20 protein-coding genes are annotated in these 25,134 nt (G+C 68.4%); 12 read left to right on the plus strand and 8 right to left on the minus strand.

Features of this window, described 5'->3' with window-relative positions; genetic code table 11:
* Positions 1-138 precede the first annotated feature (138 nt).
* Positions 139-1,140 carry a LacI family DNA-binding transcriptional regulator gene (locus tag AB0K73_RS17125; protein WP_360515801.1) on the plus strand — a complete coding sequence of 334 codons (1,002 nt, stop codon included), beginning with the start codon at positions 139-141 and terminating at the stop codon, positions 1,138-1,140.
* Between the two features lie 346 nt (positions 1,141-1,486).
* On the plus strand, positions 1,487-2,296 hold the full coding sequence (locus AB0K73_RS17130; RefSeq protein ID WP_360515804.1) for an ECF transporter S component: 810 nt from the start codon (positions 1,487-1,489) through the stop codon (positions 2,294-2,296).
* Between the two features lie 167 nt (positions 2,297-2,463).
* On the opposite strand, the gene AB0K73_RS17135 is transcribed toward AB0K73_RS17130, so the two are convergent.
* The 6 genes from AB0K73_RS17135 to AB0K73_RS17160 form a co-directional block, all read right to left on the minus strand.
* On the minus strand, positions 2,464-5,538 hold the full coding sequence (locus AB0K73_RS17135) for a sugar-binding protein (RefSeq protein WP_360515807.1): 3,075 nt from the start codon (positions 5,536-5,538) through the stop codon (positions 2,464-2,466).
* Between the two features lie 98 nt (positions 5,539-5,636).
* A complete protein-coding gene (locus AB0K73_RS17140; RefSeq protein WP_360515810.1) occupies positions 5,637-6,404 on the minus strand; it encodes a glucosamine-6-phosphate deaminase in 768 nt (255 codons plus the stop codon).
* A gap of 5 nt (positions 6,405-6,409) precedes the next feature.
* Entirely contained in the window at positions 6,410-7,228 is an 819-nt protein-coding gene (locus AB0K73_RS17145) for a carbohydrate ABC transporter permease (protein ID WP_360515813.1), read from the minus strand.
* Complete coding sequence (locus tag AB0K73_RS17150) at positions 7,225-8,130, minus strand: sugar ABC transporter permease (protein ID WP_360515816.1); 906 nt, start codon at positions 8,128-8,130, stop codon at positions 7,225-7,227. The genes AB0K73_RS17145 and AB0K73_RS17150 overlap by 4 nt, the downstream gene beginning before the upstream one ends.
* Positions 8,123-9,478: an extracellular solute-binding protein gene (locus AB0K73_RS17155; protein WP_360515819.1), complete on the minus strand. Its 1,356-nt coding sequence runs from the start codon at positions 9,476-9,478 to the stop codon at positions 8,123-8,125. The genes AB0K73_RS17150 and AB0K73_RS17155 overlap by 8 nt, the downstream gene beginning before the upstream one ends.
* A complete protein-coding gene (locus AB0K73_RS17160; RefSeq protein WP_360515822.1) occupies positions 9,475-10,566 on the minus strand; it encodes a PfkB family carbohydrate kinase in 1,092 nt (363 codons plus the stop codon). Before AB0K73_RS17160 ends, AB0K73_RS17155 begins: the two co-directional genes overlap by 4 nt.
* Positions 10,567-10,684: 118 nt before the next feature.
* Here AB0K73_RS17160 and AB0K73_RS17165 point away from each other — a divergent pair, with 118 nt between their 5' ends.
* The 10 genes from AB0K73_RS17165 to AB0K73_RS17210 all read left to right on the plus strand — a co-directional run bounded on the left by AB0K73_RS17165 (position 10,685) and on the right by AB0K73_RS17210 (position 21,326).
* Positions 10,685-11,434 (plus strand): DeoR/GlpR family DNA-binding transcription regulator, encoded by a 750-nt coding sequence (locus AB0K73_RS17165; RefSeq protein WP_360515825.1) that lies wholly within the window; start codon positions 10,685-10,687, stop codon positions 11,432-11,434.
* Entirely contained in the window at positions 11,431-12,759 is a 1,329-nt protein-coding gene (locus AB0K73_RS17170) for a 6-phospho-beta-glucosidase (protein ID WP_360515828.1), read from the plus strand. The genes AB0K73_RS17165 and AB0K73_RS17170 overlap by 4 nt, the downstream gene beginning before the upstream one ends.
* On the plus strand, positions 12,756-13,742 hold the full coding sequence (iolC, locus tag AB0K73_RS17175) for a 5-dehydro-2-deoxygluconokinase (protein WP_360515831.1): 987 nt from the start codon (positions 12,756-12,758) through the stop codon (positions 13,740-13,742). The genes AB0K73_RS17170 and iolC overlap by 4 nt, the downstream gene beginning before the upstream one ends.
* Position 13,743: 1 nt before the next feature.
* On the plus strand, positions 13,744-14,670 hold the full coding sequence (locus AB0K73_RS17180) for a deoxyribose-phosphate aldolase (protein WP_360516408.1): 927 nt from the start codon (positions 13,744-13,746) through the stop codon (positions 14,668-14,670).
* Between the two features lie 4 nt (positions 14,671-14,674).
* Positions 14,675-15,601 (plus strand): 5-deoxy-glucuronate isomerase, encoded by a 927-nt coding sequence (gene iolB / locus AB0K73_RS17185; RefSeq protein WP_360515834.1) that lies wholly within the window; start codon positions 14,675-14,677, stop codon positions 15,599-15,601.
* A gap of 17 nt (positions 15,602-15,618) precedes the next feature.
* Positions 15,619-17,529, plus strand: coding sequence for a 3D-(3,5/4)-trihydroxycyclohexane-1,2-dione acylhydrolase (decyclizing) (gene iolD, locus AB0K73_RS17190; protein ID WP_360516411.1), 1,911 nt, complete (start codon positions 15,619-15,621; stop codon positions 17,527-17,529).
* A complete protein-coding gene (locus tag AB0K73_RS17195; protein ID WP_360515837.1) occupies positions 17,526-18,443 on the plus strand; it encodes a sugar phosphate isomerase/epimerase in 918 nt (305 codons plus the stop codon). The genes iolD and AB0K73_RS17195 overlap by 4 nt, the downstream gene beginning before the upstream one ends.
* 88 nt (positions 18,444-18,531) lie before the next feature.
* A complete protein-coding gene (iolG, locus tag AB0K73_RS17200) occupies positions 18,532-19,542 on the plus strand; it encodes an inositol 2-dehydrogenase (RefSeq protein ID WP_360515840.1) in 1,011 nt (336 codons plus the stop codon).
* Between the two features lie 330 nt (positions 19,543-19,872).
* The gene (locus tag AB0K73_RS17205; RefSeq protein ID WP_360515843.1) at positions 19,873-20,274 is read left to right on the plus strand and encodes a DUF1801 domain-containing protein; all 402 of its coding nucleotides are present in this window, start codon (positions 19,873-19,875) and stop codon (positions 20,272-20,274) included.
* Positions 20,271-21,326, plus strand: coding sequence for an alpha/beta fold hydrolase (locus tag AB0K73_RS17210; RefSeq protein WP_360515846.1), 1,056 nt, complete (start codon positions 20,271-20,273; stop codon positions 21,324-21,326). Before AB0K73_RS17205 ends, AB0K73_RS17210 begins: the two co-directional genes overlap by 4 nt.
* A gap of 78 nt (positions 21,327-21,404) precedes the next feature.
* Here the strand turns inward: AB0K73_RS17210 and AB0K73_RS17215 are convergent, their stop codons facing one another.
* Positions 21,405-22,052 carry a carboxymuconolactone decarboxylase family protein gene (locus tag AB0K73_RS17215; protein ID WP_360515849.1) on the minus strand — a complete coding sequence of 216 codons (648 nt, stop codon included), beginning with the start codon at positions 22,050-22,052 and terminating at the stop codon, positions 21,405-21,407.
* A gap of 279 nt (positions 22,053-22,331) precedes the next feature.
* Complete coding sequence (locus AB0K73_RS17220) at positions 22,332-24,941, minus strand: ATP-dependent Clp protease ATP-binding subunit (protein ID WP_360515852.1); 2,610 nt, start codon at positions 24,939-24,941, stop codon at positions 22,332-22,334.
* Positions 24,942-25,134 lie beyond the last annotated feature (193 nt).

Genomic DNA, 25,134 nt, shown 5'->3' on the forward strand with positions numbered 1-25,134 from the left:
AGTAGCCCTCAAATACAACGTTGGCAAGCATGAGCTTGAGGATTCGCCGTGATGCCTGGCGTCGTGAATCACTGCGTGAGAGATCGATCTTCCGGGCGTTCCCAACTAGACTGGCCACCTCATTCGAAAGGTCATGACATGCTCCGTCCGACGATCGTGGATGTCGCGCAGGCCGCGGGCGTCTCCCGTGCCACCGCGGCACGGGTGCTCTCGGGCGCGACGAACGTCGACCGCCAGATGGCGATCGCCGTCGAACGTGAGGCCGAGCGGCTCGGATACGAGACGAACTTCGCGGCACGCGTGCTTCGCGGCGGGCGGGCGGGCGCCATCGGACTCGTGATCGCGTTCAACGAGCTCGACAGCCTGAGCGGCACCTTCTTCACGGCGGTCCTGAAGGGCGCCGCGAAGGGCCTGTCAGCGGGCGACGTGCAACCCGTGCTCCTTCCCGCCGACCATGAGGATCAGGGTCGCGTGCCGCGCTTCCTCCGCTCGGGTGCCGTGGACGGCGCGATCGTCATCCTCCAGCACGAGATCACCCATCTCGTCGAGGGGCTCGTCGATTCCCCCGTTCCCATCGCCTGGGTCGGCCGCCCTCTCGTGGAACTCGCATCCAACGCCATCGTGGTGGATTCCGACAACCACGGCGGCGGCGTGCTCGCCGCCCGAGCGCTCGTCGAAGCGGGACGCACCCGAATCGGCATCATCACCGGACCTCCCGACATGGAGCCGGCACGCGATCGGATCCGGGGCTGGCAGGACGAACTGGCGCGCCACGATATCGCGCCCGGCCCGATCGTGCACGGGGACTTCACGGTCGACAGCGGGTCTGCGGCGATGGCACGCCTCCTGCAGCGGTCACCCGATCTCGACGGCCTCTTCGCGTCATCCGACCTGATGGCGAGCGGGGCCATCAGGGTGCTGCAGGCGTCGGGCCGCAGCGTACCGACGGATGTCTCGGTCGTCGGGTTCGACGACGTCCTCATCGCCGCCGCGTCGGATCCACCCCTCACGACCATCCGCCAGCCGCTCGAGGAGATGGGCCGAGTCGCGGCCGACACGCTCATCCGCCTCACGCGCGGCGAGACCGTCGAGCACGAGCACGTCCTGCCGACGACCCTGGTGCGGCGAGAGTCGCTGTAGCAACTCCGCGTTGATCAGCCGAACCGGGGAAGTGTCCGGCGCGCCGCCTCGTGCGCCCCACCGTCGCCCGGCGCCCCGGCCGAGTAGACCCCGAGGCGTTCGCGCAAGGAACTGGCATGCAGCTCGAACAGGTGGCCGTCGTGGTCGTAGACGTAGGTCGTCGTAGAAGTAGATGGAGTCGCCCTCGCCATCGACACGCGGGCGCGGCGGCCGGATGTCGAGACCGAGCCCAGTGACCGTCTCGCGCAACGCCGGCAGGTCTTCGCGCCGCACCTGGAACGCGACCACGCCGATGGCTGCCCTTCACTGGGAGAATCGCCCATGAGCGGGTGAGCGGAGGCAGGAGATGCGGGAAGACGAGTACATCGAAGAGGCGCTTCGGCGCGAGCCCGGCCTGACTGATGAATGGCTGAAGCAGAACAACCTGATGTACGGCGGCCTCGTCGGCATCTGCATCGTGCTCGTGCAGCCGCTGGTCACGGATGCCGCGCCGTCGCTGCTCGGGCTGGCGAGCGTGATCCTCTTCGCGATCGCGATCCCGCTGCTCGCCGGGCTCATCCTGCTGAACCGGCAGGAGACGTACCGCCATCGCCTGGCGAAGTCACGTGCGGTCACCGTCTTCCGGTCGCTCGCGATGGGCACCGCGTTCGCCGGAATCGTTACGACGTTCTGGCACGTCAGTTGGATCGCCGGAGCCGTGCTGCTCGTCAGCGCCTTCGTGGCGACGTTGGTGCACGGCGCGGGATACACGGGTGTCGAGGGGGTGCTGCGGTGGGGACGCTGGTCGTGGCGCGCTGAGGGGCGCGAGGCATCCGACCTTTCCGAGAACGTCGCGACCGAGGCATCCGATCAGCCCGCCGGTGACGGCGCGCCGTTCACGCTCTGCTGCCTGCTCTGGGCTCGGCCCGGACTCGAGACGGACCTCGTCGCGTACGAGGATCGCGTGCTCGCGCTGCTGCCCGACTACAGCATCGAGGTGACCGAGCGGGTGCGAAGCGCGCGTGGGCCGGAGCATCCGACCGAGGTGCAACTGCTGCGTGTCCCGACGCAGGCACTCCTCGACGCGTACCTCGCCGACCCGCGTCGGCTCGAGTTCACCGCCGAGCGCGACCGGGTCGTCGCCCGCACCGAGCTGTTCCGGGTGCCGAGCGCGTAGTCAGGGGTGGCCTGCAGCGCACGGCGGGACGCGTGCCGCACCTGCCGTCACCGCCTCGCCGTCGCGGAGCAGTGGGGCGCGCCGAAGGCCCGACCTCTCGAAAGAGGACCGGGCCTTCGAACCTGCACGGGCGACGTTCGCCCGCACCTCCGCGCCTCGGCGAGAGGTCAGCCTCGCCCGGGGACGCGGGCTTCGATCGGGAAGCTCCAGGCATTCACGCCATCGCCCGACGCCGCGTCCTGCCGCTGCTCCTCCGCGTACGAAACGAGGATGACCGCGTCATCGGCGAGCGCGGCGCGGATGTCCGCGTCGATCGGCACCGTCACGCTGCCCTTGCCCGCATCGACCGCCCCCTCGAACGACGCCAGTAGGCGGCCACCCATGTTGGGAGCCCAAGGCGGTGTCCCGCCATCCGACGGCGAACAGGCTTCGAAGCCGTAGACGTCGCCGGCGCAACTCGACGACCAGACCGGGATGAACGCCGTGTCACCCTTCCAGAGGAACACGCGGGCGGTTCCCGCCTCCTCGGATCGATACGAGATTCGAACCTTCTGCTGCTGGATCTTCACCTCGGTGATGGTCATCGCATCGCTCGGCTGCACACCCGAGATCGTGCCGCCCCGCGTCGCTGACTGCGAGATCGTCTGCGGTGACTGCACGCCGAGCAGCGCGGTGTCAGGGATGATCGCCTCGGCCGATTCGGTCGGCCGGTCGGCCGGCGGCGCGTAGCCGTCGAGGTACGCGTGGCCCCACCGATACGGCTCGGACTGCTGGCTGCCGAACGCCGACCATGCCGTGCGAGTCTGGCCGATGAAGTCCTGCGTGTCGGAGTCGTACGGTGTCATGTTGAGCCCGAGGTACTCCGGGTCGAGGTCGTTCAGCGTTGCGTCGCCGGTCGGCGCCGAGCTCGTGGGCCCGACGGCCGCCGGAAGAGCGGCAAGCGGCACCTTCACCTCGAGGTCGTACCCTCCACCGGCATACGCACCGCTTGTTTGGCGGGTGACGTTCACCGCCACCTCGACCCCGGCAGCGTTGAGGCCGCCCTCGACGGTTTCCGCGAGCGGGCCCGTCGAGAACCCCTGGTGGTTGTCGGCGTCACGCGACCAGCACGGCCCGTCCGGTCCGTTTCCGTTCGTCCCCTCGGGGTCGTCGGTGAACGGGAACATTCCGAGCTTGAAGGTCGACGACGTGTCGATCGAATCACCCCGCGGATCGAGCAGCAGTTCCACCGAGTCGACCAGCCAGTGGCCGAAGCAGCGGTCGGGCGTCGATGCTGCGCTGACCACGTCGTCGGTCACGTGGATCTGCGCGTACAGCGCGTCGTCATGCCAACCGAGCCGGGCCATCCCTCCGTCGCCGCAGTCCACGCCGTCGATGGCGCATGCAGCACCCTCCCAGCGCGTACCGATGTCGATCGGTGTGCCGACGTAGAGCTCGTCGGCTGTGCCGTCGATCGTGGGTGCGGCATCGAGCTGCGGGATGACCACCGATGGCACGACGTACACCGTCAGCTTCTCGGTCGACTCCCCGGCACTCGACGTGGTCGTCGCCGTGATCGTCGTCGTTCGGCTGCCGGGATCCGCCGGATCGGCGTGCGTGACCACGAATTCGATCGTCGTGGTCTCGCCGGGAGCGAGGCCGGAGAACGGTTTGCCTGCCGCATCGACGGCGAAGCCATCTGGCAACGCGAGGGCGACAACGCCCGACTCGGTGCCGGCGCTTCGGTTGGTCACCTCGACCGGAACCGTCACGGTCTCACCGGCGCCGATCTGCGCCACAGCCACCGAGCGACCGCCGACGTAGGCGTCGTGGTCTCGCGTCCACTGCTCGTACTCGGCGGCGGTGCCCCAGCGTTGGAATCGACCCTCGACCGGCGCGACAAGTTCGATCCGCGTGTCGTTGTAGGCGGTGACGCCGTCCCCGGCGAATTCCGCTGCGAGCTTGTAGACGGCCGGCACCGCGTCGGGCGCGGGCGTCACGGTGAACGTCGCCTGAACGAGTTCCTCATCGGTGATCCCATCGATCTCGATCGGGTCCGAGACCTGCCAGCCGGCGGGCACGTCGAGGCTCACCGTGCCACCTGCGAGCTGTCCGTCTCCCGAGCGCACCCCGACCGTCGCCGCGAACGGCTCGCCAGCAGCTTCGTAGTAGTCCTCGACCGAGATCGAGAACTCCGACCCGAGCGGAAGACCGCCCGGATCGGCGACGACTGCGCCGTAGAGTACGGCATCATCGTTCGCGGCAGCCGGCGACCCATTGGGCTGCATCGGCACGGTCGACTGCGAGACGCCGTAGCGCAGGCACGTCGGGTCGACGAGCGCGGTCTGCATCGTGCGCGCCTGGGTGGGGTGCGCCCTGGCACCCTCGCGGCCGACCTGCGCCCAGGTCTTGGCGGACCCCGCCACCTGGCCCGCCAGGTTGCCCTCAGCCCAGGTGTACGGCGAGTCGTAGCCAGTCCACGTCCCCACGACGGTGAAGGGATTCGTGGCCGCGGGCGTGAAGCCCGCGTTGCAGTTGGGTCCGACGGTGCCACCCGTGCCCTGGGTCTGCCCGCCGGCGAGGATCTTCTTCACCTGCCAGGTCTCGACGGCCCCGGGGCCGGTCAGCTGCTCGGGGAACATGTTCGGGTCGGCTGCGGCCGCTGCGGCCTCCCACACCATGCGCCCCTGCGCGTACTGGTGATTGCCGTGCCCGACGGCGAGCGACGGCGTGCTGCCGACGAGGATCTCGGGCTGCGTCTCACGGATGATCCGCACGGTGCGCCTCAAGGTCTCGTCCGCGTCCCATACCTTCGCCGTGAGCGGCGCCGACGTGTTGTAGTAGAAGTCGACACGGTCGAGGTTGAAGATGTCGACGGTGCCGGATCGGATGTGCGACGTGCGATCCTCGTTCTCTCGACGCAGCCCGAGGTCGGGGCCTGCCTCGGAGCCCACGGAGTTCGAACCGCCCTCGCCTCGCGTGGCCATGATGATGCCGCAGCGCACGCCGTAGAGGTCGTGCCAGACTCCGCAAGGCGTCGTGAAGCCGGCATCGTCGTCGGGGTGGGCCCAGATGCCCATGACATCGATCTTCTCGCGCTGGGTCTCGGTCGCGATCGCTGGGTCACCGACGTCGAGCTCCAGCGCAGCCTCGGCGGAGTCTGGCTGCGTCTCGCCCATCGTCGCTGCCACCGCAGTGCCAGGCGCCATGAGCGTAGCGACCGCCAGCAGCGATGCGAGCAGAACTGCGTGATGACGTTTCATGCGTTCCTCCGTTGGAACTCGAGGGACGACGGGCTGTCGCCCCGATCCGTTCTCAAGTTAGAGCACCTTCGATCGAATCCACAAGCAGTTTCGTGCATCTACGCGCAGACAACTGCGCGCGCCTGACCCCGCCCGCGCATATCAGCATCGAGTCCCGATGCGGCATCGCGATCGAGCAGCATCGTCGCCGCAGGATGGAGGTGCAGCGCCGAAACCGGCAGGAACGGCGTCGGACCGGTCCGCACCAGCGCCGCCACCGCCTCGGCCTTCGCCCGACCGGTCGCGACGAGGACGATCCGTCGCGCCCCCAGGATCGTGGCGATCCCCTGCGACATCGCCCGCACTGGCACCGATCCGAGGTCACCGCCGAAGAAGCGAGCGTTGTCCTGCCGGGTTCGACCGGCAAGCTCGACGACTCGCGTCCTGCTGTCGAAGGACGTACCGGGTTCGTTGAACGCGATGTGCCCGTTGCCTCCCACTCCGAGCAGCTGTACCTCGATTCCGCCCGCGTCGGCGATCTCCTGCTCGAACGCCGCACCTGCGCGATCTGCTTCCGAGGTATCGACGTCTGGAGCGTGCACCCGCGCGAACGGCACGCCGAGCGGATCGGCGAAGCTCCGTCGGATCACCTCGGCATAGCGTTCGGGATGCCCGACCGGGAGCCCGAGGTACTCGTCGAGCAGGTAGAACTGCATCTTCCGGTACGGGTTGTCCCGCCCGCCGTGACGCCGAACCAGCTCCGAGTAGATGGGGTCGGTCGACGATCCCGTCGCCAACCCCAGCGCACGGGATCCCGACCTCGCGGCCGCATCGAAGATGTCCGCAGCGTGCGCGCCGACCGCATCGGCGTCGGGAAGGACCATCATCCCGATCATTCGCGCACCGCACCCTCGATCATGCCCTTGATGAAGTGTCGCTGCAGGAAGACGTACAGCACGACGATCGGCAACGCGACCATGACAGCCCCTGCGGCGAGGAGCGCCGTGCCCTGCGTGTACTGTCCCTGGAAGAACGCAAGGCCGAGCGGTGCAGTTCGCACGGCTCCGTTCGGCGACATCACGAGCGGGATGAGGAATTCGTTCCAGGTCCACATGAAGACGAGCAGCACGAGCGTGAGGATCGCCGGTCGGCCGATGGGCACCAGGACCTGCCAGAGGATGCGCATCGAACCGGCACCGTCGAGACGAGCAGCCTCGATGAGCGCGCGACTGGAGGAGCGGAAGTACGTGCGCATCCAGTACGTCCCGAACGCAATCGACATCGCGATCTGCGGCAGTGCGACGCCCCAAACCGTGTTGGTGAGTCCCAGGACGCGCAGGTCGAAGTAGAGGGGCACAATGAACGCCTCCGTCGGCACCATGATGCCGAGGAGGAACAGGTAGAAGATGAACGTCGCCCCACGGAAGCGCATCGTGCCGAGCGCGTACCCGGCGAGGATCGACGCGAGGACCGATGCGACGACGACGATCGTGGCCACCACCACGGAGGTCAGCATGTACTGCCCGAATCGCCCGACCTCCCACGCCTCGGGGAAGTTCTCGGGATGGAACAGACCCCCCTCGCGTGCCGCCGAGGCATCCTGCGGCCCGAACGCCAACGTGATGATCACGCTGATCGGACCGAGCACCACGAGCGCGAACGCGATGAGCACGACGTAGTTCGCGCCCCGCTCGATCGGGGAGACCTTCATTTCCTGTCTCCAACCATGTTGACGACGCCGTTGATGGCGAACACCACGACCGTGAGCACGATGCCCACGGTGGTGGCGACACCGACATCCCCGAGCTGGAATGCCCTGCGATAGATTTCGAAGCTCGGGACGGTCGTCGATGTGCCCGGGCCCCCGCTCGTGGTGACGTACACGAGATCGAACGTCTTCAGCGCCGCCACGATCGTGAGCGTGAGCGCCACCGTGATCTCACCGCGAACGGTCGGCAGGGTGATCGCGAAGAACTCACGCACCGGGCCGGATCCATCCAGCCGTGCCGCCTCGTACAACTCACGCGGCACCCGACTCATCCCGGCCATCAGCAGCACGGTGACCAGACCGGTGCACACCCAAGTACCGATGAGTCCGACGGCAGGGAGGGTGAACGTGTAGTCACCGAGCCACGGACGCGTGAGAGCTCCGAGTCCGATGAGCCGCAAGAATGCGTTGAGCGGGCCGTCGGGAGCATAGATCTGTCGCCAGGTCACGGCGACGACCACCATGGCGATGACTTGAGGCAGGAAGATGACACTGCGGAAGAATCCGAGCCCGCGCACCTGCGAGCGAGTGAGGAGTGCCGCGAGCAGCAGCCCGATCGCGAGGGGCAGTACTGCGTAGAAGAACACGAGGACCAGGGCATGCCAGAAAGCCTCGCGGAGACGTTCGTCGTACAGGATCGCGACGTAGTTGTCGAGGCCGACGAACGTCGATTCCCCAAGGCCGTCCCAGTCGAAGAGTGAGTACTGTGCGGCCCGACCGAGCGGGAAGAGCAGGAATCCGCCGTAGAGCAGTAGCGCGGGGGCAAGATATGCGTACGGAACCCAGCCCGATCGGGCGGAGCGCCGAGAGGCACTCCGCCCGACCGTTGACGTGCCATCATCCATTCGCTGCAACGAACTCCGCGTAATCGGCTTCAAGCGCCTCCGTGAACTCCGCAGGAGTCACCTGGCCGGCCAGCAGATCCTGCAGCGATTGCCCCATGGTGTCGGCAAAGGTCGGCGTGGCGTAGTCGAGGTAGGGCAGGAGACTGCCGTTCGCAGTGACCTCGCCGAACACGGTGAACACGTCCGCCATCACGCCCGAGCTCGGGGCCAGTTCGGAAGCGCGGTTCACCGGCAGATTACCGGTCTCTGCGAGGACCTCCATCGCCTCATCGCTCGTGATGAAGTCGATGTATGCCGCCGCCACGTCGGTGTTGTCGGCCGCCGAGGTGATCGTGAAGGGCAGGCCCGTACCGCCGGTGGTCGCGGGTGTGCCGTCGGCCCGGTTCGGAACGAAGAACCCGACGTCGTCGCCCATCGCGTCGTCGAGGTCGGCCGCCAGCCACGAGCCGCCGATGAGGAACACCCCATCGCCGGAGGCGAGCGCCTGCCACGCTGCGTCGTAGTCCGTGCCGTTCACTCCGTCGTTGAAGTACCCGGCGTCGACCCAGTCCCGCAGCGAGGTGGCCGCCGCCACGTTCTCGGGCGTCGTCCAGCTCTGCCCGGAGTTGCCGAGTCCGAGGTCGGTGATCACGTCGGCATCGACATGGTCGCCCTGCAGCGGGCCGAACACATGGAGGGCCGGCCACTTCTCGATGTTGCCGAGCAGCAGCGGGGTCTCTCCCGCTCCGGCCGCAGCCGCCAGCGCCTCGTCGAACGCGCTCCAGTCGGCTGGGACCTCGAGACCGAGTCCCGCGAGCTTGCTCTTGGAGTAGAACACCCCCACAACCTCACCGACCTGCGGGAGGCCGTAGAGATTCCCGTCACCGAAGACCTTCGCATCATCGCTATAGGTGGAGTACTGCACCACCGACGGCGAGTAGCGGTCGAACCAGCCGTACGCATCGGCGTAGTCGTCGAGCGGACGAAGCTGGCCCCCTGCGACGAATTGCCCCATCGTGTTCCGGCCGTTGTTCGCCTGCACCACGTCGGGGGCATCGGCGTCGGTGAGAGCGAGGCGGAGCGTGGTCGCGAGGTCGTCGAACGACTGCGAGTTGCGTTCGATGGTCACGTTCGGATACTTCTCCATGAACGCCGCGTTCAGCTGCTCCATCTGCTCGTTCTGACCACCGCGCACCTCCTGATCCCACACGGTGAGCGTGACGTCGCCGACATCCGAGATGTCGGTGCTGATCTCGCCCGAACTCTCGGGGTTCTCGGCGGCTCCGTTCCCGGGTGCGCAACCCGCGAGAGCGAGGATGAGCGCGACACCCCCCAGTGCCGCAGCGCTCGGTCGGATGTGTGATTTCATGCTGTACCTCTCTTGTCAGGGATGCCTGCCGGGCCTGCTGTGGTCCGGTAGTCGGCGAACGGGAACGTGGACTCCGACCTGCGGCGCGAGGGCGACTCCGGCAGCACCTCGGCGAGGAACGAGAAACGGTCGACGAGGTCGCGGTCGGCGGTGCGACGCGTTCGATCCCACCAGTCGCCGAGGTCGCCCCAGCCTGGCGCAGCGAGCGCCCCGCCCGGATACTCGACGGCAAGGGCCGCGCACAGCGCAGCGAACGAAAGGCTCTGATCGAGCGGCCACTTTCGCAACGTCCCGAGCACGAGTGATGCCCCGAACACGTCCCCGGCGCCGGTGGCGTCCCGGCCGTTCGCGGGGACGGCGGCCACCATCACCTCCTCGCCGCGGGCGGAGTCGATCGCGACCGCTCCGGCCGCACCGCGCGTCACGACCACGAGCGGCACCCGCTCGGCGAGCGCTCGCGCAGCAGCGACGGCAGAGCGAGTGCGCGTGTAGGCCATGGCCTCGGACTCGTTGGGCATGAAGGCGAAGCAGTCCGCGAGGGGTTGCAGGTCGGCGATGTCCCACCGTCCCGTCGAGTCCCAGCCGATGTCGGCGAAGATCTTCGTGCCCGAGCGCGCTGCCCGCCGCCACCAGGCGGTCTCCCCGCTCGACATCGATCCCAGATCGGCGAACGCCGCGCGCGCCGTGATCCCGTCGCCGACGAGGGCTTCGGTCGAGAATGGGTTCGGAACCTCACGCGTGATCATGCTGCGATCACCTCCGGAAGCGATCGAGACGGTGACCGGTGTGGGCCAGTTCGGGGCCAACCGTGAGGAGGTGAGATCGACGCCCTCTCGATCGGCGAGGAACTCCCAGCACCAGCGACCGTAGGCATCGTCGCCGAGCGTCGCAGCGAGCGCGGTGCTCAGGCCGAGACGGGCGGTGGCCACCGCGAGGTTGGCGACGCCGCCCGGACTGCTGGAAAGCGCGCCGGCGTGCACCTCCGTTCCAGGCCGAGGAACTCCGTCCAAGTCCGTGAAGATCAGGTCGAAGAACACCGGCCCGGTGAGGAGCACGTCGACGGCATCGCCGTCAGCGAGTTCTGCCACGAGTCCTCCTCAGAGTGCGACCGCCCGCGCGACGATCGATCGGGTTTGCGTGAACATACTCTCTGATGAACGGAGTTGCGTCAATTCATGCTCGCGAGTGACTGCTACGATCATGCACATGCTCACAGCAACGCGAAAGGCGCGCATCCTGAACTCCCTGCGCAATGACGGCGAAGTCACCGTCGAAGAGCTCGCCGAGCAGTTCGGCGTCTCCCTTTCCACCATCCGCCGCGACCTGAACGCGCTGAGCGCTGAGGGTCTCCTGCGGCGAGTACGCGGCGGGGGCAGCGTCGAGCCCGACCAGATACCCTTCAGCGACGTCGAACGACAGCACCACCCCGAGAAGGCGCGCATCGCGGAGCGGGCCGCCGAGTTGGTGACCGAGGGAGACGTCGTCATCATCGACATCGGCACGACGACCGCGCTGCTTGCCCGCCAACTCCGCGGCCGTCGCATCACCGTCATCACCTCGAGTCTCGCGGTCATCGACGAACTGCGGAACGACGACGTGGTCGAGCTCATCGTCCTTGGCGGCGCCGTCCGCAAGAACTATAACTCGATGATCGGCACCCTGACCGAGCAGGCGCTCGCGCAGATCCGTGCGACCACCTGCTTCCTCGGTACGAGCGGCATCAGGGCCGACGGTACGATCTCCGACACGACCGGCATGGAAGTTCCGGTCAAGCGGGCGATGATCGAGTCGTCGCAGCACACCGTCGTGCTGGCGGACTCGTCGAAGTTCCCCGGGGTCGGCGTCTTGAGCGTGTGCGGACCCGAGCAGATCTCGGCCATCGTGACGAACGACGATGCCGACGCGGCAACGCTCGACGTGTTGCGAGGCGCAGGCGTCGAGGTGACGGTCGCGTGAAGCTGACCATCATCGGGGGCGGCGGCTTCCGAGTGCCTCAGGTCTTCGAGGCCGTCTCTGCCGACCATGCTCCAGTTCGAATCGACGAACTCCGTCTCTACGACGTCTCCGAATCGCGCCTGAAGACGGTCGGCGCCATCTTGGCGCGGCTCTCGAGGCAGCGACGTCACGTGCCGAGCATCACGATCACGACCGACCTCGAAGACGCGCTCCGTGGCACCGATTTCGTGTTCAGCGCGGTGCGAATCGGCGGCACCCACGGACGCATCGTGGACGAGCGCACCGCGCTCGACCTCGGCGTGCTCGGACAGGAGACGGTCGGTGCCGGAGGGCTCGCATACGCGCTCCGTACGGTGCCGTTCATGACTCGTCTCGCCGAGACGATCCGCAGGGTGGCCCCCGAAGCGTGGGTGATCAACTTCACGAACCCAGCGGGCATCGTCACCGAGTCGATGCAGCGCGTGTTGGGCGATCGGGTCGTCGGGATCTGCGACACGCCGATCGGCCTGATGCGCCGCGCCGCCGCCGCCGTCGGCGAGGCTCCCGACCAGGTCCGGTTCGACTACGTCGGCCTGAACCACCTCGGTTGGCTGCGGTCGATGACCGCTGGCGAGAAGGACCTCTTGCCGCAGCTGCTCGAATCCGACCATGCGCTGCAAGGCATCGAGGAAGCCCGCCTGATGGGCTTCGACTGGGTGCGAGCGTTGGGCGCCCTCCCGAACGAATACCTCTACTACTACTACTTCACGCGCGAAGCGACCGCTCGCATCCGCTCGGCGAGCTCGACCCGCGGCGAGTTCATCGACCGCCAACAAGCGACGTTCTACGGAGCCCCTGGAGACGACCCGCTCGCGACCTGGCTGACCGCTCGACACGAGCGCGAATCGAGTTACATGGCGGAGAGCCGGGGCGCCGACGAGCAGCGCCTCGAGTCGGATGTGGACGGCGGCGGATATCACGAGGTCGCGCTCGACCTCATGGCCGCGCTCGCCACCGGTCGACCTGCGACGATGATCCTCAACGTACGCAACAACAGCCTCGTGCCGCAGCTGCCCGAAGACGCGGTCGTCGAAGTGGGGTGCGTCGTCGATGGCGGCGGAGTGCGCCCATGGCCGATCGCCCCCGTCACCGGAGAGATGCTCGGTCTGATCACGCAGGTGAAGTCAGCCGAGCGCCTCATCATCAGCGCCGTTCGCCACCAGTCGCGCGAACAGGCATGGCGGGCGTTCGCGGCGCATCCACTCGTCGATTCGGTGGGTGTGGCGCGTTCGCTCCTCGATCGCTACAGCGATTCCTTCTCCGAGATCGGCGCACTCCTCCGGTGAGCAGGTCGATTCTTGACAGTGTCCCGCACCCGACACCAGGCGACGCGGCACCCCAGGTCCTCGTCTTCGGCCGGCTCGGCGTCGATCTCTACCCGCTGCAGAGCGGCATCGGGCTCGAAGACGTCACGAGCTTCGGCAAGTACCTCGGCGGGAGCGCCGCGAACGTGTCCGTCGCGGTCGCGCGCCACGGCCACCGCGCCGCGCTCGTCTCGCGCGTGGGCGAAGACCCGTTCGGGAGGTACCTGCAACGCGAGCTGGACCGGCTGGGCGTCGAGACCCGGTTCGTGGCGATCGACCCGACGTACCCGACGCCCATCACGTTCTGCGAGATCGCTCCCCCCGACCACTTCCCGCTGTACTTCTACCGCGAGCCGAAAGCCCCGGACCTCAACCTCTCGCTCGATCAGTTGGACGTCGATGCGATTCGCACGACCGCCGTTCTGTGGTTCACGCTGACGGGCCTCAGCCAAGAGCCCAGTCGGGCCGTCCATGTCGCCGCACTCGAGGCTCGCGGTCGAGCACCGCACACGGTGGTCGACCTCGACTATCGTCCGATGTTCTGGGTGGACTCGTCCGAGGCGACGCGACAGGCGGCGATCGCCCTCGAACACGCGACTGTGGCGGTGGGCAATCGCGAGGAATGCGAGATCGCGGTGGGCGAGACCGAACCCGAGCGAGCCGCCGACGCCCTGCTCGAGCGCGGCGTCGAATTGGCGATCGTGAAGCAGGGGCCCGAGGGTGTCCTCGCGAAGACCCGGTCCGAGACCGTCGTCGTACCCCCGTATCCGGTGAACGTCGTGAACGGCTTGGGTGCCGGTGACGCGTTCGGTGGTGCACTCTGCCACGGCCTTCTCGAGGGCTGGAGCCTCGAACGCACACTGCGATTCGCGAACATCGCCGGATCCATCGTGGCCGGCAGGCTCGAGTGCTCGACGGCGATGCCGTTCTCGTCCGAGATCGAGGATCTTCTGGGGGGTGACTGACATGCCGGGCACGCGACTGCTGCTTCCCAGTGACTTCGCACGACTGCGCGACATCCGTGCGCACCGACCCGCAGATATCCGTTCGGCGCTGGCATCACGCACGCGGCGCGACGTTCTGCGAGGCGACAGACGATTGCTCATCGTCGCCGCCGATCATCCGGCTCGAGGCGCGCTCGGCGTCGGCGCCGACCCGATGGCGATGGCGGACCGCTACGACCTGCTCGAGCGGCTGGCCGTCGCCCTGAGCAGGCCGGGTGTCGACGGGGTGCTCGGCAGTCCCGACATCATCGACGATCTCGCAACCCTCGGCCTGCTGGACGACAAGATCGTGGTCGGCTCCATGAATCGAGGCGGCCTGCTGGGTGCCGCGTTCGAGATCGACGACCGATTCACGGGCTATGACGCGGACTCGATGTCTGAGCACGGCATCGACTTCGCGAAGCTGCTGTTGCGCATCGACCTCGATGACCGCGCGACGGCCCGGACGCTGGAAGCCGCGGCGCGGGCGGTGACGCAGAGTGCGCGAGCCGGGCTCCCGATCATGATCGAGCCGTTCATGAGCCGGCGGATCGACGATCGTGTGGTCAATGACGTCTCGACCGAGGCGGTGATTCGCTCGGTGGCGATCGCAACGGGCCTCGGCGCCCTCAGCGCCTACACCTGGCTGAAGCTCCCCGTCGTACCCGACATGGAACGCGTCATGGCGGCGACCACGATGCCCACCCTCCTGCTGGGTGGCGAACGGAGTGACGATCCGGACGCGGCATTCTCGACCTGGGAGGTCGCGCTGTCGCTCCCGGGCGTTCGCGGGCTCACGGTCGGCCGATCGCTCCTGTATCCCCATGACGATGACGTCGCCGCAGCCGTGGACATCGCTGCGCGCCTCGTGCACGTCGACCAGCAGCACACCGACGATGGGATGCCCTGACGTGATGGATGTTGCAGGGGAACGCTGGTTCCATCGCCGAGGCGACCTCGCGCGCGATGACTGGGAGAGTGTCGTCGACGCCTCCACGCCGGGCTGGGCTCACACCGGGCTCCGGGTGGCCGACGTGCAGGCCGGCAGGGCGCTGCGGCTGACCGATCCCGGCGTCGAACGCATCGTGGTTCCGCTCGCGGGATCGTTCACGGTCGAACACACCGATCGGGAGACGACGACGGCGACGCGGCTCGAGGGTCGCCCCAGCGTGTTCGCAGGCCCGACCGATGTGCTCTACCTCGCCACCGGATCGACCGCGGTGATCCACGGCGAGGGTCGCGTCGCGGTCGCGTCATCGCCGACGACGACGCGCCACCCGAATCGGTACCTCGCCGCCGCGGAGACGCCCGTCGAATTGCGCGGTGCGGGGGCATCCAGCCGGCAGGTCCACAACTTCGGAACCCCGGGCGTGCTCGATGCCGAACGCCTCATCGTCTGCGAAGTCATCACGCCGGCCGGCAATTGGTCGTCGTATCCGCCGCACAAGCACGATGAGCATATGCCCGGTCAGGAGTCCCGCCTCGAGGAGATCTACTACTTCGAGGTCGCACCGACCGCTGGGTCGCCCGATTCGGGGGCGGATGTCTCGGCCGGGGCCTTCGGTCTCTTCAGCGCATACGCGTCGCCGGCGGGCGAGATCGACATCGACGCGAGCGTACGGACGGGAGACATCGCGCTGGTGCCGTACGGCTACCACGGGCCGGCGGCGGCGGCACCGGGGTACGACCTCTACTACTTGAACGTGATGGCCGGCCCCGACCCCGCGCGGGCCTGGCACATCACCGACGACCCCGCCCACGCGTGGCTGCGCACGACATGGGGCGCACAGGAGGTCGATCCACGACTGCCGTACGGAGACCTACAGGAAGGGCGGCACTGATGGCGGCAACACGGAGGATGACGGTGAGCCAGGCGCTCATCGAGTTCCTGGCGAACCAATGGACGGTCGACGGCGACATCCGAGAACGAACGATCCCCGGGGTCTTCGGGATCTTCGGCCATGGCAACGTCGCCGGCATCGGACAGGCGCTGAAGCAGCTCAACGTCGATCGGCCCGAACTGATGCCCTACTACCAGGCTCGCAACGAGCAGGCGATGGTGCACCAGTCCGTCGGTTATGCGCGCATCCACCGACGCCGTGCGACCTTCGCGTCGGCCGCCTCCGTGGGGCCCGGGGCGACGAACATGCTGACTGGCGCCGCGCTCGCCACGACGAACCGGCTGCCGGCGCTCCTCCTGCCGAGCGACACCTTCGCCACGCGGGTCGCCGACCCAGTGCTGCAGCAGCTCGAACAGCCGTGGGACATCGGCCTGTCGGTCAACGATGCGTTCCGTCCGCTCTCGAAGTTCTTCGACCGGGTGCAGCGTCCTGAGCAGCTGTACTCCATCGCCCTGAGCGCAATGCGCGTGCTCACGGATCCCGCCGAAACCGGCGCCGTGACCATCGCACTGCCCGAGGACGTGCAGGCGGAGTCCCTCGACGTTCCCGTCGAGTTCCTGAAGGAGCGTGAGTGGCATCTGCGTCGCCCGGCTCCCGAACGCGGCGTGCTGGATCGCGCCGTCGCAGCGATCCGTGCCGCGCGACGACCATTCATCGTCGCAGGCGGGGGCGTGCTCTACTCGGGTGCTGAGGACCAGCTGCGCGAGTTGGTCGAGGCGACCGGCATTCCGGTCGGCACGACGCAAGCCGGCGGAGGATCCCTCCGGTGGGACCACCCCGCATACGTCGGCGCCGTCGGTGCCACCGGCACCACGGCAGCCAACACCCTCGCTGCCGAAGCCGACCTCGTGATCGGTATCGGTACCCGGTACAGCGACTTCACCACGGCGTCACGCACCGCGTTCCAGCACCCGTCGGTGCGCTTCGTCAATGTGAACATCGCCGCGTTCGACGCGTACAAGCATGGAAGCGATCTGCCGGTCGTCGCCGACGCCCGCGAGACCCTCATCGCCCTGTCGGCCGGAGTCGACCGACACCGAGTCGACGACGCATACGCCGAGCGGATCCACCGTCTGAAGGCCGAGTGGGATGCCACGGTCGACGCGGCCTTCGAGCCCTCCGGTCGTGCCCTGCCCGGCCAGTCCGAGATCATCGGCGCCGTGCAGTCGACGACCGACCCCGAGGACGTCATCGTCCAGGCCGCGGGCTCGCTCCCCGGAGACCTGCACCGGCTGTGGCGGGTGCGGGATCCGCTCGGATACCACGTCGAGTACGCCTATTCGTGCATGGGCTACGAGATCGCCGGCGGACTCGGTGTCAAGGGCGGGCTCGAGGCATCCGGAGACGATCGAGACGTCGTCGTGATGGTCGGCGACGGCTCATTCCTGATGCTCAGCTCCGAACTCGCGACCGCCGTGGCCGAGGGCATCAAGATCATCGTCGTCCTGGTCCAGAACCACGGATTCGCGTCGATCGGGCGTCTCTCGGAGAGCGTCGGATCGGAGCGGTTCGGCACGAAGTACCGGGCCTACGATCCGGTCGCACGCAACTTCCAGGGGGATGACCTGCTACCCGTCGACCTCGCGATGAACGCGCGCAGCTACGGTCTCGACGTGACCGAGATCGAGCCCGGGCCCCGCGCGATCGACGACCTGAAGCGCGCGATCACCGCGGCCAAGGCCTCGGACCGTTCGACGCTCGTGCATGTCACCAGCGACCCGCTGATCGACGGGCCCGACGGCGGGGGCTGGTGGGATGTCCCCGTCGCCGAGGTGTCGACCCTCCCGTCGACCCGTCAGGCTCGCGTGGAGTACGACGAGCAACGCGGGGCGCAACGTCCCCTGCTCGGTGCTGAGGAGGCGCGATGAAGGCGACGGTCGCCGGCGCACCGGTCAGCTTCGGCGTCTTCGAGATGACTCCGGAGGGGGCGTCGACGATCGCGCCGGACGACCTGCTCGAGGTGCTCGCCGAGGCAGGGTACGGCGGCGTGGATCTCGGTCCGATCGGTTACTTCGGTCGAGGCCCCGAGTTGCGCCGTCGGCTGTCACGTTTCGGTCTCGACCTGGCAGGCGGATGGGTCCAGTTGCCGTTCTCGAACGACGAGGCGTTCGAGGCGAGCCTGCCTTCACTTCGCGACGCGATCGGCATCTTCTCGGATGCGGCAGATGCGGGGCCGCAACGACTGCCCCTGCCGACGCTGGCGGATGACGGGTCGGCACGGCGGCGCGCCGCGCCGGGAGCTGGGGCGGTCACGGACCCGCTCGATGAAGCCGGCTGGCTGCGCCTGACCGCCAATGCCGAACGCGCGGTCGCCATCGTGCGATCCGCGGGATTCGAGCCGACCTTCCATCACCACGCCGGCACGTTCGTGGAGTCGCCCGACGAGATCGACAGATTCCTCAGCGCGGTCGACGTGGATCTGACCCTCGACACCGGGCATCTCATGATCGCCGGGGGCGACCCCATCGATGCGGTGCAGCGATGGGGCGAGCGCATCAACCACCTCCACCTGAAGGATGTGGACCTCGTCGAACTGCATCGAGTGCTCGCAGCGGGGGGCGGGATGCGCGAGGTCTGGTCGTCGGGCGCGTTCGTCGCCTTCGGGCGCGGCTCGATCGATCTCGACGCCGTCATGCGGTCGATCGACGCACGGGGTTTCGACGGATGGGTCGTCGTGGAGCAGGACGTGCTGAACGGTCCCGACGTCGAGCTCGCCGAGTTCGAGCGAGAGCGAGCCGACGACCAACGACACAATCGCGAGGCACTCCGGGAGTGGCTCTGAGCGCGACCCTCGCTCCGATCCTCGCGCCGATCTCCGCGCCGATTCTCGCGCCGACCCGAGCGCAATTCGAACCGGAAGGACCCACCGGATGACTGCTGACCACGTGCGATTCGCGCTGATCGGGACGGGGCGGATCGGCCAGGTCCACGCCGCGAACATCGCCGCGAGCCCAGATGCCACGCTGACCCGGGTCTACGACCCCGTCGCCGGGAGCGCGCACGCGGTTGCGCAGCGACACGGCGGAGTTGTGGCGAGTGAGCTCGAGGCGGTGTTCTCGTCGGGCGATGTAGACGCCGTGCTGATCTCGTCGCCCACGCCGACGCACATCGACCTGATCGCCCGCGCGGTGGACGCCGGCATCCCGGCCCTCTGCGAGAAGCCGATCGATCTCGACCTCGCTCGCGTCGACGCACTGCGTCCGAAGGTCGAGGCCTCTGGGGTGCCGGTCGCCCTCGGCTTCAACCGCAGATTCGACGCCTCGTTCGCGAACGCCCGTGCGCGGGTCGCGGCTGGCGAGATCGGACCTCTCGAGCAGCTCTCGATCATCAGTCGCGACCCGGCTCCCCCGCCCGCTTCCTACGTCGGCGTGTCGGGTGGCATCTTCCGGGACATGACGATCCACGACTTCGACATGGCGCGGTTCTTCGTGCCGGACATCGTCGAGGTCTTCGCGACCGGTTCGGCCTTGTTCGACGGCGGGGCGCGTGGACACGGCGACTTCGACACCGCGCAGGTCGTGCTGCGCGCGGCATCCGGAACCCTCGTGACGATCACGAACTCCCGGCACAGCGCGATGGGGTACGACCAGCGCATCGAGGCGTTCGGCGGGCGAGGCATGCTGCAGGTCGCGAACGCGGGAACCAGCCTCGTGAGCGTGTCGACCGCCGACTCGGTCGAGGCGAAGGCTCCCTCTCAGGAGTTCTTCCTCGAACGGTACGCGGGCGCCTACGCGGCCGAGCTCGATGAGTTCATCAAGCTGGTCAGGGGTGTGCCGTCGACGAGTCCCACGTTCGCGGACGGTCGCGCAGCGCTGATTCTCGCCGACGCCGCCCAGCGCTCTGCAACCGAACGGATCGTCGTTCCCGTGAACCTGAGCTGAGTGCGCGCAGCGGCGCGTCCCGCTACCCGCCGATGCAGTTCGGGTCGCCGGGTCCCATGCAACTCGATGAGGCCGGGAACGCCGAAGGCCCGGCCTCCTCGGAGAGGACCGGGCCTTCGAACTGCCGGCACTTCGGCACTTCGGTACTTCGGCACCGAGCCGTGCGAGGTGACTATGCCGCCTGATCGAGCGACGCGGTCGCGCGGGGCACGGATGCCACGACGAACGCGCCGACCGCCGCCCGCAGCATCCGGGATCTCCTCAAGGCCGCCGGAGTACGCTGGGCGTCGAACACGATCGCGAGGGACCATGTCGGCGAAGCAGCCCGCGATGTCACCGTCGGACTTGCCGGTGGCCGAGGTGCTCGACCGCGTCACGGGTCCTCGCCGCGCCGAGGCCGACGAGCTGCTCGCGATGTTCGGCGAGATCAGCGGCGAGCCGCCCGTCGTCTGGGCAGGCCGGATCATCGGGTTCGGAGCGTACGACTACCGCTACGAGAGCGGACGCGGGGGTCGATCCCCGCGGCTCGCCTTCGCGCCGGACCCGACGAAGCACACGATCTACCTCCCCGAGCATTTCTCCGAGCGCTGGCCCGACCTCATGTCGCGGCTGGGCCCGCACCGTGCGAGCAAGGTCTGCCTCTACCTGACGCGGCTGACGGGGGTGGATCGCGGCACGCTGCGAGAGCTGCTGGAGCGCGCGCACGCCGAGACGCGGTCGCGAGTGTCATGAGCACGCGGAGCGCCCGGATCTCCCGCACCACGATGGTCGTGGCCGGCGGTCTCCTCGCCGGCCTGGCTGCCCTCGCCGCGTGGCTCCGGTTCGGCGGCCCCCGCCTTCCGGCCGGAATCGACGCCGTGATCGACCGGCTCGCGGAGAGCGATCTGGAGGGCGTGGTCACGGGCACCACCGGCGAGACGGATGCGAGCGGCATCCGCATCTGGTACGAATCGATCCCGCCGGTCGGCCGGGAACGCGGCACGATCCTCCTGTTCATCTCCCTCGGGGGCGATGCGATCCTCTGGCCGCCCGAATTCCTCCGCGTCTTGACCGGTTCGGGGTACCGCGTCATCAGGTTCGACCAGCGCGGTACCGGCGCGTCTGACTGGATGCCCGAATGGAGCCGCGCGGATCCGTACACGCTCATCGACGTGGCCCGCGATGCGATCGCCGTCCTCGACGCGACCGGCACCGAGCGAGCCCACCTCATCGGGTTGTCGTTCGGCGGAATGGTCGCCCAGGAGGTGGCGATCCTGCAACCTCACCGGGTGGCGTCGCTCACGCTGATGTCGACCTCACCCGATCCGACGGACCCGACCCTGCCGGAGCCGAGGGTCGGGCGATTGGCCCTTCTCGCCATCCGGAGCCTGCCGCTGCTGAAGTACCGGCTCCGCGGGGACCCACGTGCGCTCGTCAAGGAGCGCATCGCCGGGATCATCAGCGTGGCCGGTCCTGACGGGGTCGACGTCGAGGAGAACGCCGCGCTGGTGCTGTACGACCTCCGCCACCGACACGGCCTCAACCTCCGGGCGCTCCGCCAACACCAGGCCGCGGTGGCCGCGACGCGACCCCGGGCAGCCGCCCTGACGACGCTCGCGGTGCCGACGCTGGTGGGTGCACGGCACCGACGACGACCTCATTCCGTTCGAGCACGGGCGCCGGCTCGCCGCGTTGATTCCGGATGCCGCGCACCTCTGGCTCGACGGCGTGGGCCATGTCTTCCCGTACCCGGCCTCGGCCGGCGTCGAGGGCGCGATTCTCACTCACCTCGACTCGGCGGATGAGGGGTGATCGGGCTTCCCAGTCGATCGAGGGACGGGCGCGGGCGCCGGGTCCCCCTGAGGCAACCCGGCTCTCATCGCTCATGAGGGCGAGCCGAGAACGGATGCCGCGGCATCCGTCGTCGAGGTCGTCGCTCGCTGCTCGAGCGGCGGCAGCTGGCACGAGTCGGCGAACCCGTCTGAGTGGATGCCGAGCGCCACGTTCATGCGCGCGCTCATGTTCATGAACGCGACCTTGGCCGCGAGCTCGATGAGCGCCGCCGGCCCGAGGGCGTCGAGTAACCTCGCCGAAAGTTCGTCGGTCACGGTCGGCGGGGTCTGGCTCATCGCCTCGGCGTACGCCATGACGTCGCGTTCGAGCGGCGTGAAGACGGAGGCCTCGCGCCAGTTCGGCACGTGTCGCGCCTTCGCCTCGTCGAGTCCCTCGTGGTGCGCCTTGTAGTAGTTGAAGTCCAGGCACCAGCTGCAGCCGACATACGCCGCCGTCGCCATCACGGCGTACGAGGCGAGGGTGCGGTCGAGCTCGTCCAGCGCCTCGACCTTGCGGCCGATGCCCATCGAGGCGCGCATCAGGGCGGGATGGTGCGCGAGCACGCCCATCGAGTCGGGCACCGTGCCGAGCATGCGCCGGGCGGCGAGCTTGACTGCGGTGCCGAACACGCCGGTGAGCTCGGTCGGCTGGATCCTGGGCGCGGTCGGGGTCTGCGTGGTCGCGGTGTGCGTGGTCATCGTGTCCTCCTGCGTCGTCGGCGGCCGGGGTTCGGTCCCCGTTTCTGCCGTCGAGATGAAGACACCGCTCGGCTCAGCGCTGTGACATAGCCGGTGCACGGATGCGTCGCGGACACACCGCGCCGCTCGGGACGAACAACAAACCCGCAGTGCGAACGGATCTGGCGCTCACCGCACGCCGATGTGCCGAAGGCCCGGCCTCTCTCGTGAGAGGACCGGGCCTTCGAACTGCCGGTACTTCGGCACTTCGGCACTTCGGTACCAAGCCGTGCGCTGCGACTATGCCGCCTGATCGAGCGACACGGTCGCGCGCGGCACGGATGCCACGACGAGCGTTCCGTCCGAAGCATCCACCCGCACGCCCTCGCCGTCGCCGAGCTCACCCGAGACGAACAGGTCGGCGATGCGGTCGTCGACCTCGCGCTGGATCAGGCGACGCAGCGGACGAGCGCCGTACTCGGGCTCGTAGCCGTGCTCGCCGAGCCACTCGACCGCGGCATCCGTCACCTCGATGGTGACCTCGCGAGCCGCGAGCCGCGCCGACGTCGCACCGAGCATGAGCCTGACGATCTGCGAGATCTCCGCCTGCGACAGCTTCTGGAACAGCACGATCTCGTCGATGCGGTTCAGGAACTCGGGCCGCATGGCCTCGCGCACCTTGCCCATGACGCGAGCCTTCACGTCATCCGACGACGAGAACCCCGAGCCATCCGTCGACGCGACGAAGCCGAGCGCACCCGACCGCGACGCGAGGAACTCCGAACCGAGGTTCGAGGTCATCACGACCACCGTGTTGCGGAAGTCGACCGTGCGACCCTGGCCGTCGGTCAGGCGTCCGTCGTCGAGCACCTGCAGCAGCAGGTTGAACACGTCGGGGTGCGCCTTCTCGATCTCGTCGAACAGCACGACCGAGTACGGGTTTCGCCGCACGCGCTCGGTGAGCTGGCCGGCCTCGTCGTACCCGACGTATCCGGGAGGGGCGCCGACGAGCCGCGACACGGTGTGCCGCTCGCCGAACTCGCTCATGTCGAAGCGGATGATCGCGCCCTCGTCGTCGAACAGCCGGTCGGCCAGCGCACGCGCCAGCTCGGTCTTGCCGACACCCGTCGGGCCGAGGAACAGGAACGAGCCCACCGGACGCTTCGCGTCGCCCATGCCCGTGCGGTTTCGGCGCACGGCCTTGGCGACGGCGGTGACCGCGTCGTCCTGTCCGATGACGCGGGCGTGCAGCTCGGCCTCGAGGTCGTGCAGGCGCTCGCGCTCGCTCTCGGTGAGACGGTTCACCGGAATGCCGGTGGCCCGCGAGATCACCGCGGCGATCTGCGCTTCATCAACGACGTGCGCCTCGTCGATCACGGCATCGTTCTGCTGAGCGGATGCCGCAGCACGGCCGCGCTCGTCGGCGGTCGCCTCGTCGAGCTTCGCCTGCACCTTCGAGATCTCGTCGCGGATACGCGACGCCTCCTCGTAGTGCTCGGCGGTGACGGCTGCGTTCTTGTCGGCCTCGAGCTCGGCGAGCCGGGTCATGAGGGCAGGGACATCCGTCTTCACACCGAGCCGCAGGCGCAGTCGCGCGCCGGCCTGGTCGATGAGGTCGATGGCCTTGTCGGGCAGGACCCGGTCGGTGAGGTAGCGCGCGCTGAGTTCGACGGACGCCCGCAGCGCGGCATCCGTGTACTCGACGCCGTGGTGCTCCTCATAGGCGGGCTTCAGACCGTGCAGGATCAGCACGGCGTCCTCGATGGAGGGCTCCCCCACGCGAACGGGCTGGAAGCGACGCTCGAGCGCCGGGTCCTTCTCGACGGTGCGGTACTCCTTGAGCGTGGTCGCACCCACGAGGTGCAGCTCGCCGCGGGCGAGGCGCGGCTTCAGGATGTTGCCCGCGTCCATGCCGCCGTCACCGGCACCGCCGGCGCCGACGACCGTGTGCACCTCGTCGATGAACACGATGAGCTCGCCCTTATTGGCGGCGATCTCCTCCATGGTCTTGGTGAGGCGCTCCTCGAAGTCGCCGCGGTAGCGGGTGCCGGCGAGCATGCCGGGCAGGTCGAGCGAGACGACGCGCTTGCCGAGCAGCTGCTCGGGCACGTTCTCCTCGACGATCGCGCGGGCCAGGCCCTCGACGATCGCGGTCTTGCCGACGCCGGCCTCGCCGACCAGCACGGGGTTGTTCTTCGTGCGGCGGCTGAGGATCTCGATCGTCTGCTCGATCTCGTCGACGCGTCCGATCACGGGGTCGAGCTCGCCATTCTCGGCGAGGGCCGTGAGGTCGGTGCCGAACTTGTCGAGCATCGGGGTGTCGGATGCCTCGGCCGCGCTGCCTGCGGCATCCGTCTGCTGACCCTGCGTTACGGAGCCGTCATCGCCGAACTGCTCTCGCAGACCCTGCGTCAGCGCCTCAGCGGTGACGCCGGCGCGCGCGAGCACCTGGCCGGCCGGGGCATCCTGCCCCAGCACGAGCGCGAAGAACAGGTGCTCGGGATCGATGTACGTGGCACCCGACGAGCGCGCGACCTGGTAGCTGTGGAACAGCGCGCGGGAGGCGCTCGGCGTGATCGTGGCCGCGTTGATGTCAGCGGTGTCGGATGCCGCGGGCAGCCGTGCCTCGGTCGCGCTGATGAGCCGCTCAGGGCTGACGCCGATGCGCTCGATCGCCTGCTTGACGCTGTCGTCCTCGACGATCACGCGCAGGATGTGGAGCGCATCGAGCTCGGTCTGGCCGCGCTCGAGCGCGAAGCGTCCGGCCTGCTGCAGGATGCCTTGAGTGCGCGCGGTCAGGAACCGGCTGAGGTCGATCGACCGAGCCTGACGGGCCTGCTCACCCGCGAGATAGCGGGCGAGAAACTCGTCGAACGAGCTCGCGCCGGCCTCGTTGAAGTTGTCGGGCACCTAGTCCTCCTGGGGAACTTGAGTTGGGTACGCTCAAGTTCAACGCGGAGGGGGCGTCGGTATTCCCGGTGGAACATAGCTCGGCCGAGAGGTTCGCGGGCGCCTGGCCCCGCAAATTGCGATCAACCCCGTGGACCCAAAGGCCGAGGCGTCCGAGCACCGCCATGCCCTGATGCACTTGCTCGTCCGATTC

The organism is Agromyces sp. NPDC052230, assembly GCF_040679595.1.
Taxonomy (GTDB): domain Bacteria; phylum Actinomycetota; class Actinomycetes; order Actinomycetales; family Microbacteriaceae; genus Agromyces.

What these genes read in the sequence shown, in the direction of transcription:
- AB0K73_RS17125 (WP_360515801.1), top strand. Translation starts at nt 139, where the DNA reads ATGCTCCGTCCGACGATCGTGGATGTCGCGCAGGCCGCGGGCGTCTCC.
- AB0K73_RS17130 (WP_360515804.1), top strand. Translation starts at nt 1,487, where the DNA reads ATGCGGGAAGACGAGTACATCGAAGAGGCGCTTCGGCGCGAGCCCGGC.
- AB0K73_RS17135 (WP_360515807.1), bottom strand. Translation starts at nt 5,538, where the DNA reads ATGAAACGTCATCACGCAGTTCTGCTCGCATCGCTGCTGGCGGTCGCT.
- AB0K73_RS17140 (WP_360515810.1), bottom strand. Translation starts at nt 6,404, where the DNA reads ATGATGGTCCTTCCCGACGCCGATGCGGTCGGCGCGCACGCTGCGGAC.
- AB0K73_RS17145 (WP_360515813.1), bottom strand. Translation starts at nt 7,228, where the DNA reads ATGAAGGTCTCCCCGATCGAGCGGGGCGCGAACTACGTCGTGCTCATC.
- AB0K73_RS17150 (WP_360515816.1), bottom strand. Translation starts at nt 8,130, where the DNA reads ATGGATGATGGCACGTCAACGGTCGGGCGGAGTGCCTCTCGGCGCTCC.
- AB0K73_RS17155 (WP_360515819.1), bottom strand. Translation starts at nt 9,478, where the DNA reads ATGAAATCACACATCCGACCGAGCGCTGCGGCACTGGGGGGTGTCGCG.
- AB0K73_RS17165 (WP_360515825.1), top strand. Translation starts at nt 10,685, where the DNA reads ATGCTCACAGCAACGCGAAAGGCGCGCATCCTGAACTCCCTGCGCAAT.
- AB0K73_RS17180 (WP_360516408.1), top strand. Translation starts at nt 13,744, where the DNA reads ATGCCGGGCACGCGACTGCTGCTTCCCAGTGACTTCGCACGACTGCGC.
- iolB (WP_360515834.1), top strand. Translation starts at nt 14,675, where the DNA reads ATGGATGTTGCAGGGGAACGCTGGTTCCATCGCCGAGGCGACCTCGCG.
- iolD (WP_360516411.1), top strand. Translation starts at nt 15,619, where the DNA reads ATGACGGTGAGCCAGGCGCTCATCGAGTTCCTGGCGAACCAATGGACG.
- AB0K73_RS17195 (WP_360515837.1), top strand. Translation starts at nt 17,526, where the DNA reads ATGAAGGCGACGGTCGCCGGCGCACCGGTCAGCTTCGGCGTCTTCGAG.
- iolG (WP_360515840.1), top strand. Translation starts at nt 18,532, where the DNA reads ATGACTGCTGACCACGTGCGATTCGCGCTGATCGGGACGGGGCGGATC.
- AB0K73_RS17205 (WP_360515843.1), top strand. Translation starts at nt 19,873, where the DNA reads ATGTCACCGTCGGACTTGCCGGTGGCCGAGGTGCTCGACCGCGTCACG.
- AB0K73_RS17210 (WP_360515846.1), top strand. Translation starts at nt 20,271, where the DNA reads ATGAGCACGCGGAGCGCCCGGATCTCCCGCACCACGATGGTCGTGGCC.
- AB0K73_RS17215 (WP_360515849.1), bottom strand. Translation starts at nt 22,052, where the DNA reads ATGACCACGCACACCGCGACCACGCAGACCCCGACCGCGCCCAGGATC.